This is a genomic window from Nonomuraea sp. NPDC049758, assembly GCF_040674635.1.
Taxonomy (GTDB): Bacteria; Actinomycetota; Actinomycetes; order Streptosporangiales; family Streptosporangiaceae; genus Nonomuraea.
This window is the reverse complement of the sequence record NZ_JBFAMZ010000015.1, coordinates 34,778-50,914: the sequence shown is the minus strand read 5'-3', so window position 1 is coordinate 50,914 and position 16,137 is coordinate 34,778. Positions and strand designations below refer to the sequence as shown.

Sequence of the window (16,137 nt, the reverse complement as noted above, 5' to 3'; positions counted from 1 at the left end):
GTCTCACGCCGTCACCCTCTTGGGCGCGCCCGGCACCACGGCGTCGGGCCTGCGCAGGTAGATGGGCCGCGGCGGGTCGAGCGGGACGCCCGCGGCCAGCCGCTCGGCGGCCAGCGCGGCCAGCGCGCCCGCGTAGGGGTAGGGCGGGGCGTCGTGGCGGCCCAGGACGTCGGGGTAGAGCCCGGCGCCGGCGCCCACGACCGGCAGGCCCTCGACGGGCACGTCGGCGGGCCGGTCGACGAACGGGCCGTCGGCACGCGTGCGCATGTCCTGGTAGCGCGCCCAGAACACCTCCTTGCGCCGGGCGTCGGTGGCGACCAGGAACGGCTCGCCGAGCCCGCTGCCGTAGGCGACCGCGTCGAGGGTGCAGATGCCGTAGGCGGGCACGGCGAGCGTCGTCGCGAGCCCCTGGGCGGTCATCAGCCCGACGCGCAGGCCCGTGTAGGGCCCGGGGCCGCTGCCCGCGACGACGGCCGTCACGTCGCGCAGGGCGGCGCCCGACTCGGTCAGCACGCGTTCGATGGTGGGGACGAGCAGCTCGCCGTGGCGGCGGGCGTCGATCGTCGTGGACTCGGCGAGCACCCGCTCACCGTCGTGGAGGGCGGCGGTGACGGCGGGCGTCGCGGTATCAAAGGCCAGGACCAGCACGACTGTTTAGCCTACCCGCCGGACGGGTCACACCCAGCCGGTACGCCGTTTCAGCCACTCCAGCGCGACCACTCCCTGCGCCCGCTGGAACGCCCTCAGCGTGGGCAGCCCGGGCGGATCGGGCAGCCGGCCGTTCCGGACGAAGTAGCCGGTCTGGGCCGCGACGACCGCGGTGACCGCCGGGTCGGGATCGTCGAACAGCTCGTGGGGCGCGGGCCCGCCCTGCATGCCGACCGACGGCAGCATGGCCACCTGGTCGTACCAGGGCGCGGCCAGGCAGGCCCACGGCCAGTCGACCACGTAGACGCGGTCGGGCGTGAGCAGGATGTTGTCGGCCCGCAGGTCGGCGTGGACGAGGGTGTCGCCGGCCGCCGCCGTCTCCCAGCCGGACTCCAGCTCGGCCAGCTCGGGCAGGTGGCGCAGCGCCCACGGGTCGAGCCCGGCCGTGTCCTCGCCGAGCAGTCTGCGCCACCCCTGGAAGGAGTCGCCCATGACCTCGCCGACCGTGCGGGCCTCGATCGGCGACGGGGTGAGCGCGGCGGACATCTCCTTCAGGGCCGTGAAGACCCGGTCGAGCTCGTCGCGCCGCCACGGCATCGCGGGGTGCGCGGCCTCGACGTCCTCGAAGACCAGGGCGACCCAGCCCTCCAGCTCGAACGCCGTCAGCAGCTTCGGCGCGGGGACCGACTCGGGGAGCGCGGCGGCGTTCCTGAGCTCGGAGCGGTAGATGCGCACGCTGTCGGGGTTGGGCTCGGGGCCGACGGCCTTGACGAACGCGCGCCGGCCGTCATCGGTCCGCAGGCGCACCGCGGCCGCCGGGGAGAAGCCGCCCGCCTGGGTGACGGCTTCCACGACGCGTCCGCCGAGGAAGCCCTCGACCGCCTCGCGCACCAGCGGGTGGACCTCTTGCCAGGGCACGCGGGCGCCGGACGCCGGCGGGTTGTGGTCAGTGCTCATCGTTCCATGATCAGGCTCGGGACGCGTAGACGATGATGTTGTCGACATATTCGCCTCTGGCGTAGTCGAACTTACCGCCGCAGGTGACGAGTTTCAGTCCGTCGTCGACGTACACCCGCCGGGCGGGGAAGTGGTCCTTGGAGACCTGCTCGATGGCGTCCACCTTGAAGCTGACGACCTTGCCGTCGCTGCGCTCCACCTTGACGGTCTCGCCCTTGCGTAACTGCCTGAGCTTGTAGAACACGGCGGGGGCGGTCTTGGTGTCGACGTGGCCGATGATCACCGAGGCGCCCTTCTCGCCGGGCACCGCGCTGCCGCTGTACCAGCCGGCCATCTTCGGCTTCTCGTACGGCGGCAGCTCGACCTCGCCGTCCTTGCTCAGCCCGAGCTTCATCAGCGGGGCCTCAAGGTCGAGCGACGGGATGTCGATGCTCTTGGGCACCACGCTCGCCGCCGGGGTGGAGGAGTTCTGCATGCTCTTGCCGAAGGCGACCAGCAGCAGGCCCGTGACGGCGCCCGCGAGGACCACCCGTCCTGGACGTGCCATCGATCAAGCCCGGCTGCGCCGCTTGACCATCACGACCGCGCCGCCGACGAGGACCAGGGCCACCAGCGCGCCGGCCGGGCCCAGCGGGATCGAGGACTCGTCGTCGACGTCACGGCCGAAGGTGCCGCCGCCGCCCGCCTTGGGCGCCTTGGTGGGCACGCCGGTCGGGTCGGCCTCGGCCCTGGCCACCTTGAGCGTGGCCTTGCCGACGTCGTTGGTGCCGTCGCACTTGACGTCGACGGTGTACGAGCCGCGCTTGACCGTCCCGGAGACCGTCGCCTCGCCGCGGACCCAGGGTGAGCCGTTCGCCGGGCTGCTGGTCGCGGTCGGCGTGGCCGACCCGGCCGGCACGGGATTGAGCGGGACGCCGTTGAGGAACGCCCGCGAGGTCGCGGTGCCGGTGTGGGCCGGTCCGCCGGACGGCAGCGGACAGTTGGCCAGGATCCACACCTTGGACGTCTCCCCCGCGGTGACCCGGTCGGGGTTGACCTGGACCGCGATGCTCGGCCTCTTGGTGGGCGGGGCGGTCGCGGTGGTCGTGGCCGTCGTTGTCGTGGTGGCGGTGGTGGACGTCGTGGCTGTGGCCGTCGGTGTGCCTGTCGGTGTGGTCTCGGCCGAGGCCGCACACCCGGTCAGCCCGACCACCATGATGGCACCCGCGTACGCGACTCGCCTGACCCTGAGCACCGCCGCACCCCACTTTGCCGTCTTGCACCCAGCATCCACCAAAAATGTGGATGTCGCCCCTCCTGATACCCAGAAATTCTGGGCAAATCCCTGACCAACGATCATGATTTATGTCATCGGTCAGGTACGTCAAGGGTGACAGCTTTGCCGGAAATTGACGGAGGTTTTAGCCTTAGGCCGGATCAGACGGCGTGTCGGCCCACCGGTCGCCCACCCCGCGCAGGGTCACCAGGCGGGCGTCGTCGCCGGTCTCCCGGTCGATGTGGATCTCCAGCCGGTCTTCGGCCAGCCCCTCGACCAGGCCCTCGCCCCACTCGACCACGGTGACCGACTCCTCCAGTGAGGCGTCGAGGTCGAGGTCGTCGACCTCCAGGTCGCCGCCGAGGCGGTAGGCGTCGGCGTGCACCAGCGGCGGGCCCTGCCGCAGCGACGGGTGCACCCTGGCGATCACGAAGGTGGGCGAGGTGATCGGCCCGCGTACCTTGAGACCTTCGGCGATGCCCTGGACGAGCGTGGTCTTGCCCGCGCCGAGCGGGCCGGACAGCACGATCAGGTCGCCGGGCCGCAGGTGGGCCGCCAGGCGGGCGCCGTAGGCCCGCATGTCCTCCGCTGTCGCCAGTCGCACTACAACTCCACTCGCTTGATCAGGTCGCGCAGCGCATCGTTGACGATCCCCGGGCGCTCCAGCTGGATCAGGTGGGAGGTGTCGGGGATCTCGGTGACCTGCGCCTTGGGCAGCGCCGCCGCGATGGCCCTGCTGTGGTCGGGCGGGGTCAGCCAGTCGCGCTCGCCGTAGACGATGGCGGTCGGGACCGGGTCGAGGACGTGCAGCGCGGACAACTTGTCGTGGTTCATCAGGGCCGGGTAGAAGGCGGCGAACACCTCGGTGGGGGTCTGCCTGATCATCGACTCGGCGAAGTCGACCACGGTCGGGCTCACGTTCGCGGAGTCGCCGAAGCCCATGTAGCGGGTGATCAGGAACGCGATGTCGCTGCCCGCGTGCCGGGTCCTGTCGACCAGCGCGCCCTTCCTGCCCAGCAGCGACACCGTGGACGGCGCCACCTTGTGCACGGCCTTGGACACCATCGCCGGCAGCCCCAGCGTCAGCTCGGCCAGCTTGCCCGCCGAGGTCGCGACGAGCGCGACCGCCCGGATCTTCTTGCCGAACAGCTCAGGGTGGCTGTCGGCGAGCGCCATGATCGTCATGCCGCCCATCGAGTGGCCGACCACCACGCACGGGCCGGGCACGAACTCCTCGATCACCTCGGCGAGGTCCTGGCCCAGCCGGTCGATCGTGCTGTCGTCGGCCGTGCCGCGCTGCGAGCGGCCGTGGGAGCGGATGTCCCACAGCACCACGCGGTGGTTCTCGCGCAGCTCCTTGCGCTGGTAGTGCCACGATTCGAGGTTGAGGCAGTAGCCGTGGCACATCACGATCGTCAGCGGCGCGTCCTCGGGGCCGTCGATCTCGACGTGGAGCGCCACCCCGTCGGAGGTGACGAGCGTGCGCTCCCTGCCGCGCAGCTCGCCGAACGGCTCGCTGGCCTCCTCGTCGTGCCGCAGCCTGATCCGGCCGACCGCGTAGCGCTTGGCCAGAGCCGCCGCCGCGACACCGGCCGACGCCGCTCCGACGATCGCGCCGGCGATTCCGACCCTGCGCCGCCGTGTTGTCGTCGTCATGTCCCCGATCCTTCTCCGCTCATGGCCGCTCCGGAGTGCCCGCCGTCACATGCTGGTGGACCCGTGGCACCCGGGAACCGATCCTGGTCACGATCTCATGCGTGATCGTGCCGAGGGTATCCGCCCATTCCTGGGCGGTCGGCTCGCCCCCGTCGCCGGGCCCGAACAGCACCACCTCGTCGCCCGGCGACAAGGGGTCGTCGCCGACGTCGATCACGAACTGGTCCATGCACACCCGGCCCGCCACTTTCCGGCGGCGCCCGCCCGCCAGCACCTCGGCTCTTCCCGACGCGTGCCGGAGTATGCCGTCGGCATAGCCGAGCGGCACGAGGCCGAGGGTGGTCTCGTGGTCGGTGACGTAGAGGTGACCGTAGGAGACGCCCGACTCCTGCGGGACCCGCTTGACGAGCGCGATCCTGGCCGTCAGGGTCATGGCCGGACGCAGCCCGAAGTCGCCCAGCTCGGGCACGGGGCTCAGGCCGTACATGGCGATGCCCGGCCTGACCAGGTCGAAGCGGGCGGCCGGCAGCGTCATGACGGCGGCCGAGTTGGCCAGGTGCCTGATCACCGACGACCCGGCGGCCCCCGCCTGCTCGGCCTGCTTCAGCGCGCTCTCGAACGCCTCCAGCTGCTGCTCGACCGACGGATGGCCGGGCAGGTCGGCGCAGGCGAAGTGGGACCACAGGCCGACGATCTCGACGACGCCCTCCGCCCGCAGCGCGAGCGCCCTGCTCAGCAGCCCCGGCCAGGCGGCCAGCGGGGCGCCGCCCCTGCTCATGCCGGTGTCGGCCTCCAGGTGCAGCTTGGCCGGACGCCCCACGCGGCGCGCGGCGTCCGCGATCTCGTCGAGCAGGCCCTCGTGGGCGGCCGACAGCTCGATGTCCTGGGCCACGGCCCGGTCGAGGGGCTCGCCGGGGGTGATCAGCCAGGCCAGGACAGGCGCGGTGACGCCGCCCTCGCGCAGCGCCAGCGCCTCGGCGACGAAGGCCGTGCCCAGCCTGGACGCGCCGCCCTCAAGGACGGCCCTGGCCGAGGGCACCAGCCCGTGGCCGTAGGCGTCGGCCTTGACGGCCCCCATCAGCTCGGCACCGCCCGCCCGCTCCTTGAGCAGGGCCACGTTGTGCCGGATCGCGGACAGGTCGACCCGCGCCTCGGCGGGGGTGGCCATCGAGGAGTACATCTCTCCAGTGTGGCAGCTCAGACGGGTGGTCGAGCGCGGTTCGCGCCGCTCAGCGACGGGGTTCGCCGTGGACGGACCGGATGGTCTCAGGGACGGGGTTCGCCGTGGACGGACCGGATGGCCTCAGGGACGGCCGCCGCCACCCCGGCCGCGGTGAGCGGGGCGCCGCGGGCGGCCAGCCGTCCGGCCAGCCCGTGCACGTACGCGCCGACCGAGGCCGCGTCGTAACAGCACAGCCCCTGGGCCAGCAGCGCGCCCGCCACGCCCGACAGCACGTCGCCGGTGCCCCCGGTGGCCAGCCAGGACGTGCCGGTCTCGTTGACGCGGACCGGCCTGGCCTCCTCGGCCACCACGGTGGTCGAGCCCTTGAGCAGCACGGTCACGCCCAGCTCGGCCGCGGCCCGGCGGGCGTGCTCCAGCCGGGCGGCCTCGATGTCGTCGCGGCTCACGCCGATCAGCCGCGACAGCTCGCCCGCGTGCGGCGTGATCAGCACGGGCGCCCGCCTGCGCAGCAACGACCGGTCGCGGGCCACCAGCGTGAGCCCGTCGGCGTCGATCAGCACCGGGACGTCCGAGGCCAGCACGCGGGCGGCCAGCTCGTGCGCCCAGTCGCCGGTGCCGAGCCCCGGGCCGAGCAGCCACGCCTGGACGCGGCCCACGTCCTCGACGGACGGCCGGTCGAGCGGCGTGATCACCGCTTCCGGCCAGTGGGCGCGCACCTGCTGGACCGGCTCGCGGGTGCCCGCGTAGCGGACCAGGCCCGCGCCCGCCCGCAGCGCGCCGCCCACGGCCAGCACGGCCGCGCCGGTGTACAGGTCGCTGCCCGCGGCCACCCCGAGCACGCCCCTGCGGTATTTGTCGGACTCGTTGCCGGGCCTGGGCAGCAGGTCCTCCACGTCCGCGCGGGTCAGCGCCGCGACGTCGGGGTCGGGCAGGAAGGGGCCGAGCCCGATGTCGACCAGCTCGACCCGGCCCGTGTGCGTGGCGCCCGGATCGACCAGCAGCCCCGTCTTGTAGGCCCCCATCGTCACCGTCACCCGCGCCCGCACCGCCGCGCCCGCGACCCGCCCGGTGCTCGCCTCGACGCCGCTCGGCACGTCGACCGCGACGATCGTGCCGTGGGCCGCGTTCGCCTCCTCGGCCAGCCGGGCGTACGGCTCGCGCAGCGCGCCCGCGGCCCCGATGCCCACCAGCCCGTCCACGATCAGATCGGCGTCCTGGACCTTCTGGACCGCTGACGGGCCGGCCACGCGGCCTCCGGCGTGGAGGAAGGCGCGCAGGCCGCCCTCGTGCGTCTTCGCGCCGGCCAGGACCGCCTCGACCCTGGCTCCCCGGCGGGCCAGGCGCTCGCCGGCGTAGAGGGCGTCGCCGCCGTTGTCGCCGCTGCCGACCAGCAGCACGACGCGGGCGCCGTACACCCGGCCCAGCAGGTCGGCGCAGGCGGCGGCGAGACCGTGGGCGGCCCGCTGCATGAGGGCGCCCTCGGGCAGGCGCGCCATCAGCGTGTGCTCGGCGTCCCGGATCTGGTCGGCGGTGTAGGCGGTCTTCATGGCCTCACTCCGTTCGGCTGCTCGGTCGCCATATGCCGCCGCCTTCCCCCGCTCCGGTCGCTGCTCCACGCGAGAGCACTCCCTCGCGCGCATGATCCGAAACTATCCCTCCGCGATCACATAGGCCACGGCGACGCCCCCGTCATGGCTGAGCGACAGGTGCCAGCGCTTGACCCCGAGGCCGTAGGCCACCTCGGCGACCTTGCCCGACACGTGCAGCTCGGGCTTGCCCAGCTCGTCGCAGCGCACCTCGGCCTCCAGGTGCCCGAGTCCTCTGGGCGCGCCGAGCGCCTTGGCCACGGCCTCCTTGGCGGCGAACCTGGCGGCCAGCGAGTGCGCCGGCAGCGGCCGTTCGAGGTCGGTGAACAGCCGCTCGCGCAGCTGCGGCGTACGTTCGAGAGCCGCCTCGAAGCGGGCGATGTCGACGATGTCCACTCCGATACCCAGGATCATCGTCCCAGGCTACTCAGAACAGGCCGCGCTCCCACGGCCCCCAGATGGCGAACGACCGCCCCTGGACGGCCTGGACGTTGACGTAGAGCGTCTGGCCGCCCGGCCCGAACGTCGAGCCGGCGAACTCGGCGCCCGGATCGCCCGGGATCGGCTGCAGGCGGCAGAAGTCGAAGATCTCGCCCGTCCTGGTGAGGCCGCGCAGGAAGTTGTCGCCGTCGCCGTCCTCGCAGAGCACCAGCGTGCCGCGCCGGCTGACGGTCACGTTGTCGGGCATGTCGAGCGCCGACGAGCGCGGCGACTCGTAGACCAGCCGCAGCCGCCCGCTCCACGTCTCGTACGCCCACACCTGGCCCCGTCCGTCGCCGAAGCCGGGAGGCGGCCGGTCGCCCGGCGCGGTGGCCCCGCCCTGGGTGGAGACGAAGTACACCACGCCCTGGTGGAAGACCGCGCCCTCCAGCCTGGCGAAGATCGCCGCGCCGCCCGCGCGCCCCTGCCGGCCCACCGCCTGGACGGCCTCCTCGTACGGCGGCCTGCCGGTGAAGCGAGGGTCGGGCTCGTCGATGTCCACCCAGCGCGTGGCGTAGGAGGCCCCCGCCCGCTGCCCGCGCGACAGGTCTGCGCGCTCGACGCCGTCGACGGCGAGCATCTGCAACCGGCCGCCGTCGAGCAGCCGGCCCTCCCGCATCGGGTGCTTGGGCGGCAGGTAGCGGTAGAAGCCCGAAGGGAAGGAGAAGTTGTCCTCGGTGAGGTAGACGGCTCCGGCGGCGGGGTCGAAGGCGGCCGACTCGTGCGGGAAGCGGCCGGCCGACCTGATCGGGCGCGCACTCGCGACCCCGCCGACCGGCACCTCGAACAGGTAGCCGTGCCTGCGCTTGAGCTTGGTGTTGTCGTTCCCGGACGGGTCGTCGCCCACGTCGGGGCCGTTGACCGTCTCCTCGCAGCTCACCCAGGCCCGCCAGGGCATCGGGCCGCCGGAGCAGTTGGTCATGGTGCCGTTGAGCGAGGGGCGGCTGCTGAGCACCTCGCCGTGGCGGGTGACGTACAGGGTCGAGGTGCCGCCGCCGGCCGCCGGGTCGTAGGCGGTGTCCTTGTCGCCGAACGCGCCGACCGGGCCGGTGACCTCGTGGTTGCGTACGAGGATCGTGCTGCCCTTGGGGCCGCCGAAGGCCGCCATGCCGTCGTGCCGGCCGGGGACGGTGGAGCCGTCGGTGAACTTCTCGCCCGCGGCGCTGAACGAGCGGTACCGGAAACCGTCGGGAAGGTGCAGGCGCACCTTGCCGTCGCGCAGGTCGGCGACCGGTCGCAGCGGCCCGTAGCCGACGGCGGGCCGGACGCCGCCCCTGGCCCCGGCGCAGGCGACCCCGGCGAAGGGCCCGGCCACGGCCAGCACGTTGGCGAGGAAGCGACGGCGATCCACAAGACCTCCCGGGAGGCTACGTCCGGAACAGTAGCCGCCCGCCGGTTCCGGCACGCCCGGATCGTCAGGACCGCTCTTTCTGCCCGGAATCATGCTTTGGTAATCCCACGCTTTTATCCACAGGCTGTGGATGTCCGCCGCACGCGACCCGCCCATGATCGCATTTGTCCCCCATCGCTACGCTGCCTAGGTGAACAACGGCTACGTGGAACTGAGCAGGGAGCAGTGGAGCGAGCTCCGCAAGAACACGCCCTTGACTCTCACCGCAGACGAGCTGGAAGACCTGCGCGGCGTCGATGACCCCATCGACCTCACCGAGGTCACCGACATCTATCTCCCCCTGACCCGGCTGCTCAACCTGCACTTCACCGGGTCCAAGCAGCGCAGCAGCGTGCTGAGCGCCTTCCTCGGCGACGCGGGGACGCGCGTGCCGTACATCCTGGGCATCGCCGGGAGCGTCGCGGTCGGCAAGTCGACCACGGCGCGGCTCCTGCACACCCTGCTGGCCCGCTGGCCCGAGCACCCGCACGTGGAGCTGATCACCACCGACAGCTTCCTCTACCCCAACGCGGTGCTGGAGGCCAAGGGCATCATGCAGCGCAAGGGCTTCCCGGAGAGCTACGACCGGCGCGCGCTGGTCAGGTTCGTGGCGGAGGTCAAGGCGGGCGCTCCCGAGGCGTACGCGCCGGTCTACAGCCATCTGGAGTACGACATCGTCCCTGGCGCCCGCCAGGTCGTGAAAAATCCAGACATCTTGATCATCGAGGGGCTGAACGTCCTCCAGCCCGCCCCGCCCACGTCCCTGGCCGTCAACGACTACTTCGACTACTCCATCTACGTGGACGCCAAGGTCGAGGACATCCGCACCTGGTACGTCGAACGCTTCCACAAGCTGCGCCGCACGGCCTTCGAGGACCCGAAGTCCTACTTCAAGTACATCGCCGAGCTCACCTACGAGCAGGCCACGGACTTCGCGGTCAACGTCTGGCGCGACATCAACGAGCGCAACCTGGTCGAGAACATCGCCCCCACCAGGGGACGCGCCGACCTCGTCCTGCAGAAGGGCGCCGACCACGCGGTCAGGCGGGTACGGCTTCGCCGGACCTGAACACCTCGTCGAAGACGTAGGCGGCGAACCGGCCCGCGCACTCCTGGTCGTCGATGTCGGCGAACCAGCAGTCCTCACCGTGATCGTGGCATCTGAAGCGAGTCATGTGAGGCAGCCTCGCGTACGGCGGTCAACGCGACGTCAATGTCCGATGGACAACAATGGCGGAGTGCTGCATCTCCGACTGATCATCCCCGCCGACCGCACCGACGAGGCCGTCGCGCTGTTGCAGGGGTGCACGGGCGTCACCAACGTCATCGTGCTGCCCGGGGCGGCCCGCGAGCCGGCGGGCGACGTCGTCCTCTGCGACGCCGCCCGCGAGGCGGCCAACGAGGTGATCAGCCGGCTCAAGTGGGTGGAGGACGTCGGCTCGATCGCCATCGAGCAGGTGGACCTGTCGCTGTCCAGGGCCGCCACGGTGGCGGTCGAGGAGGCGCCCGGCGACCCCGACGACGCGGTGGTGTGGGAGGAGCTGGCCCACAAGGTCTCCAGCGACTCCCGCATCACCTGGGCCTACCTGGCCTTCCTGGCCATCGCGACGCAGCTCGCGGGCATCGGCGTGCTGCAGAACTCGCCCATCCTGATCGTCGGCGCGATGGTGCTCGGCCCGGAGTTCGGCGCGATCGCCGCGATCTGCTTCGGCCTGCTGGGCGGGCGCTGGCGCCTGATCATCAGCTCGTTCCGGACTCTGGTCGTGGGCTTCACCGTGGCGATCGCCATCACCTTCGCCTGCGCGTTGGTATCGACCTGGCTCGGCTGGATCACCGAGAACAACCTCGGGGTCAACTCCGAGGTCCACTTCATCGTCACTCCCGACAAATGGTCGTTCATCGTGGCGCTGCTGGCCGGAGGGGCCGGCGTCCTGTCGGTCACCGCGGGCAAGTCCTCGGCGCTGATCGGCGTCTTCATCTCGGTCACCACAGTTCCGGCGGCGGGCTACCTCGCCGTCGCGCTCGCCCTGGGCGACTGGGCCGAGGTCGCGGGGTCGGTCTCACAGCTCGCGGTGAACATCCTCGGCATGATCATCTCGGGTACGGCCACGCTCCTGGTCCAGCGGAAATTCTGGCCTCAAGTAGGACAGCGTTCATCCGTGTGAACGAGGCCAGGCCCACCCCGCGCCGGGTAGGGTCCGCCACATGCACATCCTCGCCACCGAGGGGCTGACCAAACGATTCCCCACCGTCACCGCGGTCGACGGGCTCACGGTGACCGTGGGATCCGGCGTCACCGGGCTGGTGGGGGCGAACGGCGCGGGCAAGTCGACACTGATCAAGATGCTGCTCGGCCTGCTGCCGCCCAGCCAGGGCGCCGCGCGGGTGCTCGACCTCGACGTGACCGCGCAGGGCGCCGAGATCCGCCGGCTCGTCGGCTACATGCCCGAGCACGAATGCCTCCCTCCCGACGTCTCCGCGACCGAGCTGGTCGTCCACCTCGCCAGGATCTCCGGGCTGCCGCGCACGGCCGCCCGCGAGCGCGCCGCCGACGTGCTGCGCCACGTGGGCCTGGCCGAAGAGCGCTACCGCCCGATCGGCGGCTACTCCACCGGCATGAAGCAGCGGGTCAAGCTGGCCCAGGCTCTCGTGCACGACCCCAAGCTCGTCTTCCTCGACGAGCCCACCAACGGGCTCGACCCGCGCGGCCGCGACGAGATGCTGACGCTGATCAGGCGCATCGGCACCGAGTTCGGCATCAGCGTGCTGGTCACCTCCCACCTGCTGGGCGAGCTGGAACGCATCTGCGACCACGTGATCGTCATCGACGGCGGCCGGCTGCTGCGCTCGTCGGCGATCTCGGAGTTCACCCAGGCCACCCAGACCGTCACGGTCGAGGTCGAGGACGGCCTGGAGCCCCTGGCCCGGCGCCTGACCGAGACCGGCCAGACCGTCTCCCAGCAGGGCCGCCTGCTGGTGGTCAAGGTGCTCGGGCCCGAGACCTACGACGCCGTCCGCGACGCCGCCGTCGACCTCGACCTGTGCCTGATCCGCCTCGAACAGGGACGCCACCGCATCGAGGACGTCTTCAGGGAGGAGGCGGCCAATGTCTGAGATCTACGACATCGGCTACCGGCACTACGACGGCCCCCGCATGGGCGGCGCGTACGCCACCCGCGCGCTCACCGTCCACAGCCTGCGCGGCATCTTCGGCCTCGGCCGTCCGGCGCGCAGCAAGATCGTGCCGTTCGCGCTGGTCGTCATCATGCTGCTGCCCATGGTGGTGTCGATCGCGTTCATGGCGCTGGCCAAGCAGCGCGGCATCCCCTACAGCGGGTTCGCCGTCGTCATGCAGGCCGTGGTGGCCATCTTCCTGGCCTCCCAGGCCCCCACGGTCGTCGCCCCCGACCTGCGCCACCGCGTGCTGCCCCTGTACCTGTCGCGGCCGATCTCGGTCTTCCAGTACGTGGCCGCCAAGGTGATCGCGATGACCGCCGCGCTGTTCCTGCTGGTCGCCGGGCCGCTGACGTTGCTGTGGATCGGCGAGCTGGTCGTGGACATGCCGGGGCCGCCCGCCACCGGCGAGTACCTCGGCGCGCTGCTCATGGCGCTGGTGCTGGCGCTGCTGCTGTCGGCGTTCGGCCTGGCCCTCGCCTCGTTCACGCCGCGGCGCGGGCTGGGGGTGGCCTCGGTGATCACGGTCTACCTGCTGTCCTCGGCATCGGTGCCGCTGCTCTACGGCACGATGCTCAACACCGGGAACGAGTCGGGGGCCGCCTGGGCCTGGTTGATGAACCCGTTCTGGCTGGTCGACTCGGTGCAGTCGTGGCTGTTCGGCACCCCGTCGCACGCCGACGGCCCGTACCCGAACGGTCCCGCCTCCGCGGCGATCCTGGTCGTGCTGATCGGCGTCGGCCTGGCCGCTCTCGCGCTGCGCTACAGGAAGGCGGCCTCGCGATGAAGATCGAGCTCTCCCAGGTGTCCCGCTGGTACGGCAACGTGGTCGCGGTCAACGACGTGACCATGACGATCGGCCCCGGCGTCACCGGCCTGCTCGGCCCCAACGGCGCGGGCAAGTCGACGTTGCTGCACATGATGGCCGGGTTCCTGGCGCCGTCCGGCGGCTCGGTCACGCTGGACGGCACCCAAGTCTGGAAGAACCACCACATCTACCGAAATATCGGTCTGGTCCCAGAAAGCGAGGGCGTGTACGGCTTCCTCACCGGCTGGCAGTTCGTCCTGTCCGCCGCCCGCCTGCACGGCCTCCCCGACCCCGTCGAGGCCGCCCGCAAGGCCCTGGCCACGGTCGAGATGGAGGAGCCGAAGGACCGCCGGGTGGAGACGTACTCCAAGGGCATGCGCCAGCGGGTCAAGGTGGCCGCCGCCCTCGTCCACGACCCGGCCGTGCTGCTGCTCGACGAGCCGTTCAACGGCATGGACCCGCGCCAGCGCCTCCACCTGATGGACCTCATCCGCGCCATGGGCACCGCGGGCAAGACGATCCTGTTCAGCTCGCACATCCTGGAGGAGGTCGAGCGGGTCGCCCAGCACATCGAGGTCCTGGTGTCCGGCCGGCACGCCGCCTCGGGCAACTTCCGCGAGATCAGGCGTCTGATGACCGACAGGCCCCACCTGTTCGTCATCCGTTCCAGCGACGACAGGAAGCTCGCCGCGGCCCTGATCCGCGACGAGTCGGCCGGCGGCATCACGCTCCGCCCGGACGGCCTGGAGGTCCAGGCGACCGAGTTGCGGCGCTTCGCCCGGCTGCTCCCCCGCGTCGCCCGCGACGAGGGTGTGCGCCTGCACCAGGTGTCCCCCGCCGACGAGGACCTGGAGAGCGTCTTCGCCTACCTGATCAACAGGAGCACCTGAATGAACACCGTGGTCGCGGGCATCACGTACCGCTCACTGCTCGGGCGTCGCCGCATCATCCTGCTCCTGCTGCTCCCGCTGGCCCTGATCGCCCTGGCCGTGCTGCTGCGCGTGGCGACCGGCGCCGACCAGAAGCTGGCCGTGGACCTGATGAAGGACTTCGCCATCAAGGCGATGCTGCCGCTGCTGGGGGTCATCGCGGGCACCGGCGTCATTGCGCCGGAGATCGACGACGGCACCGTCATCCACCTGATGTCGAAGCCCATCTCCAGGCCCGTGATCGCCCTGACCAAGTTCGGGGTGGCGGCCTCGCTCATGGCCGTGTTCGGGGCTCTGCCGACGTACGTGGCGGCCTGGATCCTGGTGGGCGGCGAGGACGGCATCGCGGCCGGCTTCGCCCTCGGCGCACTGATCGCCGGCATCGCCTACGCCGCGCTCTTCCTGCTCCTCGGAGTCGTGACCAAGCACGCGGTCACGATCGGCGTCATCTACGCCCTCGTCTGGGAGGTCACCGTGGTCAGCTTCATCGAGGGGGCGGGCAAGTTCTCGATCCAGGAGTGGGCCATGGCCATCGCCGACCAGATCTCCGACTCGCCCTTCCTGGGGTCGAAGGTCGCGATGGGCTTCGCCGTGCCGGCGCTGGTCGTCGTGACCGTGGGCGCGGTCTTCTGGGCCGGCCGCAGGTTGCGGGCGTTCGCCCTCACCGGCGACGAGTAGCGGCCCGGCGGGTACGGCGCGAGGCCGTACCCGCCCAGGCGCGTCAGGAGGCGCAGGCCGTACGGACCACGTCGGCCAGGCGGCCCGCCACCTGGTTGGCGTGCTCCTCGGAGGCGGCCTCCACCATCACCCGGATCATGGGCTCGGTGCCGCTCGGCCGGATCAGCACCCGGCCGGTCTCCCCCAGCTCCGCCTCGGCCTCGGCCACGGCGGCGATGAGCTCGGGCACCGACGCCTTGCCCTTGTCGACGTCCTTGACGTTGATCAGGATCTGCGGCAGCGGGGTCATCACCGAGGCCAGCTCCTTCAGCGGGACGCCCGACTTGGCCACCACGCCCAGCAGGTGCAGCGAGGTGAGCAGGCCGTCGCCCGTGGTGGCGTGGTCGAGCATGATGACGTGACCGGACTGCTCGCCGCCCAGGTTGAACCCGTCGGACTTCATGCGTTCGAGGACGTAACGGTCGCCGACCGCGGTCTCGATCACGGTGATGCCGGTCTCGCGCATCGCCAGCTTGAAGCCCAGGTTGGACATGACGGTCGCGACCACGGTGTCCTTGGACAGCAGGCCGTCGCCGTGCATGGCGGCGGCGAGCACCGCCATGATCTGGTCGCCGTCGACGACCGTGCCGGTGTGGTCGACCGCCAGGCAGCGGTCGGCGTCGCCGTCGTAGGCCACGCCCAGATCGGCGCCCCTGGACACGACTATCTGCTGGAGCTTGTCCAGGTGGGTGGAGCCGTGCCCGGCGTTGATGTTGAGCCCGTCGGGTCTGGCGCCGATGGCCTCGACCCGGGCGCCCGCCCGCACCAGCGCCTCGGGCGCGACCATGTGGGCGGCGCCGTGCGCGCAGTCGACCACGACGTGCAGGCCGTCGAGCGCGGCGGTCATCGTGGTCAGGACGTGCGAGATGTAGCGGTCGGCCTCGCCGTACGCGTCGCGCACGCGGCCGACCCCCGAACCGACGGGGAAGGACCAGCTCTCACCGAGCCGTCGCTCGATCTCGTCCTCGACCGCGTCGGACAGCTTGAAGCCGCCCCTGGCCAGGAACTTGATGCCGTTGTCCGGCGCCGCGTTGTGCGAGGCGGACAGCATGACGCCGAGGTCGGCGCCGAGCGCGGCGGTGAGATGGGCGACGGCCGGGGTGGGCAGCACGCCGAGGCGCAGCACATCCACTCCGGACGCCGCGAGGCCGGCGACCACTGCGGCCTCCAGGAACTCCCCGGAGGCTCGCGGGTCCCGGCCCACGACGGCCACGGGACGACGTCCCGTGGCCGCGAACGCGCCCGCATCACCGAGTACATGGGCGGCCGCCACGGACAGGTCCATGGCGAGCTCGGCCGTGAGGTCGCGACCAGCGACCCCACGTACCCCGTCGGTGCCGAAAAGGCGCGCCAA

Annotated in this window: 18 protein-coding genes; 6 read left to right on the top strand and 12 right to left on the bottom strand. The window is 71.7% G+C overall.

Annotated features, from left to right (window positions below):
* Positions 1-3 precede the first annotated feature (3 nt).
* The 10 genes from tsaB to AB0J46_RS33590 form a co-directional block, all read right to left on the bottom strand.
* Positions 4-648, bottom strand: coding sequence for a tRNA (adenosine(37)-N6)-threonylcarbamoyltransferase complex dimerization subunit type 1 TsaB (gene tsaB, locus AB0J46_RS33635; protein ID WP_352362846.1), 645 nt, complete (start codon positions 646-648; stop codon positions 4-6).
* A gap of 27 nt (positions 649-675) precedes the next feature.
* Positions 676-1,605, bottom strand: coding sequence for an aminoglycoside phosphotransferase family protein (locus AB0J46_RS33630; protein WP_364338146.1), 930 nt, complete (start codon positions 1,603-1,605; stop codon positions 676-678).
* 10 nt (positions 1,606-1,615) lie between these two features.
* Positions 1,616-2,152 carry a class F sortase gene (locus AB0J46_RS33625; RefSeq protein ID WP_352318670.1) on the bottom strand — a complete coding sequence of 179 codons (537 nt, stop codon included), beginning with the start codon at positions 2,150-2,152 and terminating at the stop codon, positions 1,616-1,618.
* Positions 2,153-2,155: 3 nt separating this feature from the next.
* Positions 2,156-2,839: a hypothetical protein gene (locus tag AB0J46_RS33620; protein ID WP_364338145.1), complete on the bottom strand. Its 684-nt coding sequence runs from the start codon at positions 2,837-2,839 to the stop codon at positions 2,156-2,158.
* Positions 2,840-3,011: 172 nt separating this feature from the next.
* Positions 3,012-3,464: a tRNA (adenosine(37)-N6)-threonylcarbamoyltransferase complex ATPase subunit type 1 TsaE gene (gene tsaE, locus AB0J46_RS33615; RefSeq protein ID WP_352362852.1), complete on the bottom strand. Its 453-nt coding sequence runs from the start codon at positions 3,462-3,464 to the stop codon at positions 3,012-3,014.
* Complete coding sequence (locus AB0J46_RS33610) at positions 3,464-4,516, bottom strand: alpha/beta hydrolase (RefSeq protein ID WP_364338144.1); 1,053 nt, start codon at positions 4,514-4,516, stop codon at positions 3,464-3,466. The genes tsaE and AB0J46_RS33610 overlap by 1 nt, the downstream gene beginning before the upstream one ends.
* A gap of 19 nt (positions 4,517-4,535) precedes the next feature.
* A complete protein-coding gene (gene alr, locus AB0J46_RS33605; protein ID WP_364338306.1) occupies positions 4,536-5,684 on the bottom strand; it encodes an alanine racemase in 1,149 nt (382 codons plus the stop codon).
* 98 nt (positions 5,685-5,782) lie between these two features.
* Positions 5,783-7,246: an NAD(P)H-hydrate dehydratase gene (locus AB0J46_RS33600; RefSeq protein ID WP_364338143.1), complete on the bottom strand. Its 1,464-nt coding sequence runs from the start codon at positions 7,244-7,246 to the stop codon at positions 5,783-5,785.
* Positions 7,247-7,348: 102 nt separating this feature from the next.
* Positions 7,349-7,699, bottom strand: a complete 351-nt coding sequence (locus AB0J46_RS33595) for a holo-ACP synthase (protein ID WP_352318661.1) — start codon at positions 7,697-7,699, stop codon at positions 7,349-7,351.
* 13 nt (positions 7,700-7,712) lie between these two features.
* The gene (locus AB0J46_RS33590) at positions 7,713-9,116 is read right to left on the bottom strand and encodes an alkaline phosphatase PhoX (RefSeq protein ID WP_364338142.1); all 1,404 of its coding nucleotides are present in this window, start codon (positions 9,114-9,116) and stop codon (positions 7,713-7,715) included.
* Between the two features lie 205 nt (positions 9,117-9,321).
* Here AB0J46_RS33590 and coaA point away from each other — a divergent pair, with 205 nt between their 5' ends.
* The gene (gene coaA / locus AB0J46_RS33585) at positions 9,322-10,224 is read left to right on the top strand and encodes a type I pantothenate kinase (protein ID WP_364338305.1); all 903 of its coding nucleotides are present in this window, start codon (positions 9,322-9,324) and stop codon (positions 10,222-10,224) included.
* Here the strand turns inward: coaA and AB0J46_RS33580 are convergent.
* Positions 10,196-10,330, bottom strand: coding sequence for a hypothetical protein (locus tag AB0J46_RS33580; RefSeq protein ID WP_352318657.1), 135 nt, complete (start codon positions 10,328-10,330; stop codon positions 10,196-10,198). The genes coaA and AB0J46_RS33580 overlap by 29 nt on opposite strands.
* A gap of 63 nt (positions 10,331-10,393) precedes the next feature.
* Here AB0J46_RS33580 and AB0J46_RS33575 point away from each other — a divergent pair, with 63 nt between their 5' ends.
* The 5 genes from AB0J46_RS33575 to AB0J46_RS33555 are packed head-to-tail and all read left to right on the top strand — an operon-like array spanning position 10,394 to position 14,744.
* The gene (locus AB0J46_RS33575) at positions 10,394-11,320 is read left to right on the top strand and encodes a DUF389 domain-containing protein (protein ID WP_364338140.1); all 927 of its coding nucleotides are present in this window, start codon (positions 10,394-10,396) and stop codon (positions 11,318-11,320) included.
* Positions 11,321-11,360: 40 nt separating this feature from the next.
* Complete coding sequence (locus AB0J46_RS33570) at positions 11,361-12,269, top strand: ABC transporter ATP-binding protein (protein WP_352362861.1); 909 nt, start codon at positions 11,361-11,363, stop codon at positions 12,267-12,269.
* Positions 12,262-13,116, top strand: a complete 855-nt coding sequence (locus AB0J46_RS33565; RefSeq protein WP_364338139.1) for an ABC transporter permease — start codon at positions 12,262-12,264, stop codon at positions 13,114-13,116. Before AB0J46_RS33570 ends, AB0J46_RS33565 begins: the two co-directional genes overlap by 8 nt.
* Positions 13,113-14,027: an ABC transporter ATP-binding protein gene (locus AB0J46_RS33560; RefSeq protein ID WP_364338138.1), complete on the top strand. Its 915-nt coding sequence runs from the start codon at positions 13,113-13,115 to the stop codon at positions 14,025-14,027. Before AB0J46_RS33565 ends, AB0J46_RS33560 begins: the two co-directional genes overlap by 4 nt.
* Entirely contained in the window at positions 14,028-14,744 is a 717-nt protein-coding gene (locus AB0J46_RS33555; RefSeq protein WP_364338137.1) for an ABC transporter permease subunit, read from the top strand.
* A gap of 43 nt (positions 14,745-14,787) precedes the next feature.
* Here AB0J46_RS33555 and glmM read toward each other — a convergent pair whose 3' ends face one another.
* Complete coding sequence (glmM, locus tag AB0J46_RS33550; protein ID WP_364338136.1) at positions 14,788-16,137, bottom strand: phosphoglucosamine mutase; 1,350 nt, start codon at positions 16,135-16,137, stop codon at positions 14,788-14,790.

Coding starts and splice junctions, on each gene's coding strand:
- AB0J46_RS33630 (WP_364338146.1), bottom strand. CDS start 1,605: ATGAGCACTGACCACAACCCGCCGGCGTCCGGCGCCCGCGTGCCCTGG.
- AB0J46_RS33625 (WP_352318670.1), bottom strand. CDS start 2,152: ATGGCACGTCCAGGACGGGTGGTCCTCGCGGGCGCCGTCACGGGCCTG.
- AB0J46_RS33610 (WP_364338144.1), bottom strand. CDS start 4,516: ATGACGACGACAACACGGCGGCGCAGGGTCGGAATCGCCGGCGCGATC.
- alr (WP_364338306.1), bottom strand. CDS start 5,684: ATGGCCACCCCCGCCGAGGCGCGGGTCGACCTGTCCGCGATCCGGCAC.
- AB0J46_RS33600 (WP_364338143.1), bottom strand. CDS start 7,246: ATGAAGACCGCCTACACCGCCGACCAGATCCGGGACGCCGAGCACACG.
- AB0J46_RS33595 (WP_352318661.1), bottom strand. CDS start 7,699: ATGATCCTGGGTATCGGAGTGGACATCGTCGACATCGCCCGCTTCGAG.
- AB0J46_RS33580 (WP_352318657.1), bottom strand. CDS start 10,330: ATGACTCGCTTCAGATGCCACGATCACGGTGAGGACTGCTGGTTCGCC.
- AB0J46_RS33570 (WP_352362861.1), top strand. CDS start 11,361: ATGCACATCCTCGCCACCGAGGGGCTGACCAAACGATTCCCCACCGTC.
- AB0J46_RS33565 (WP_364338139.1), top strand. CDS start 12,262: ATGTCTGAGATCTACGACATCGGCTACCGGCACTACGACGGCCCCCGC.
- AB0J46_RS33560 (WP_364338138.1), top strand. CDS start 13,113: ATGAAGATCGAGCTCTCCCAGGTGTCCCGCTGGTACGGCAACGTGGTC.
- AB0J46_RS33555 (WP_364338137.1), top strand. CDS start 14,028: ATGAACACCGTGGTCGCGGGCATCACGTACCGCTCACTGCTCGGGCGT.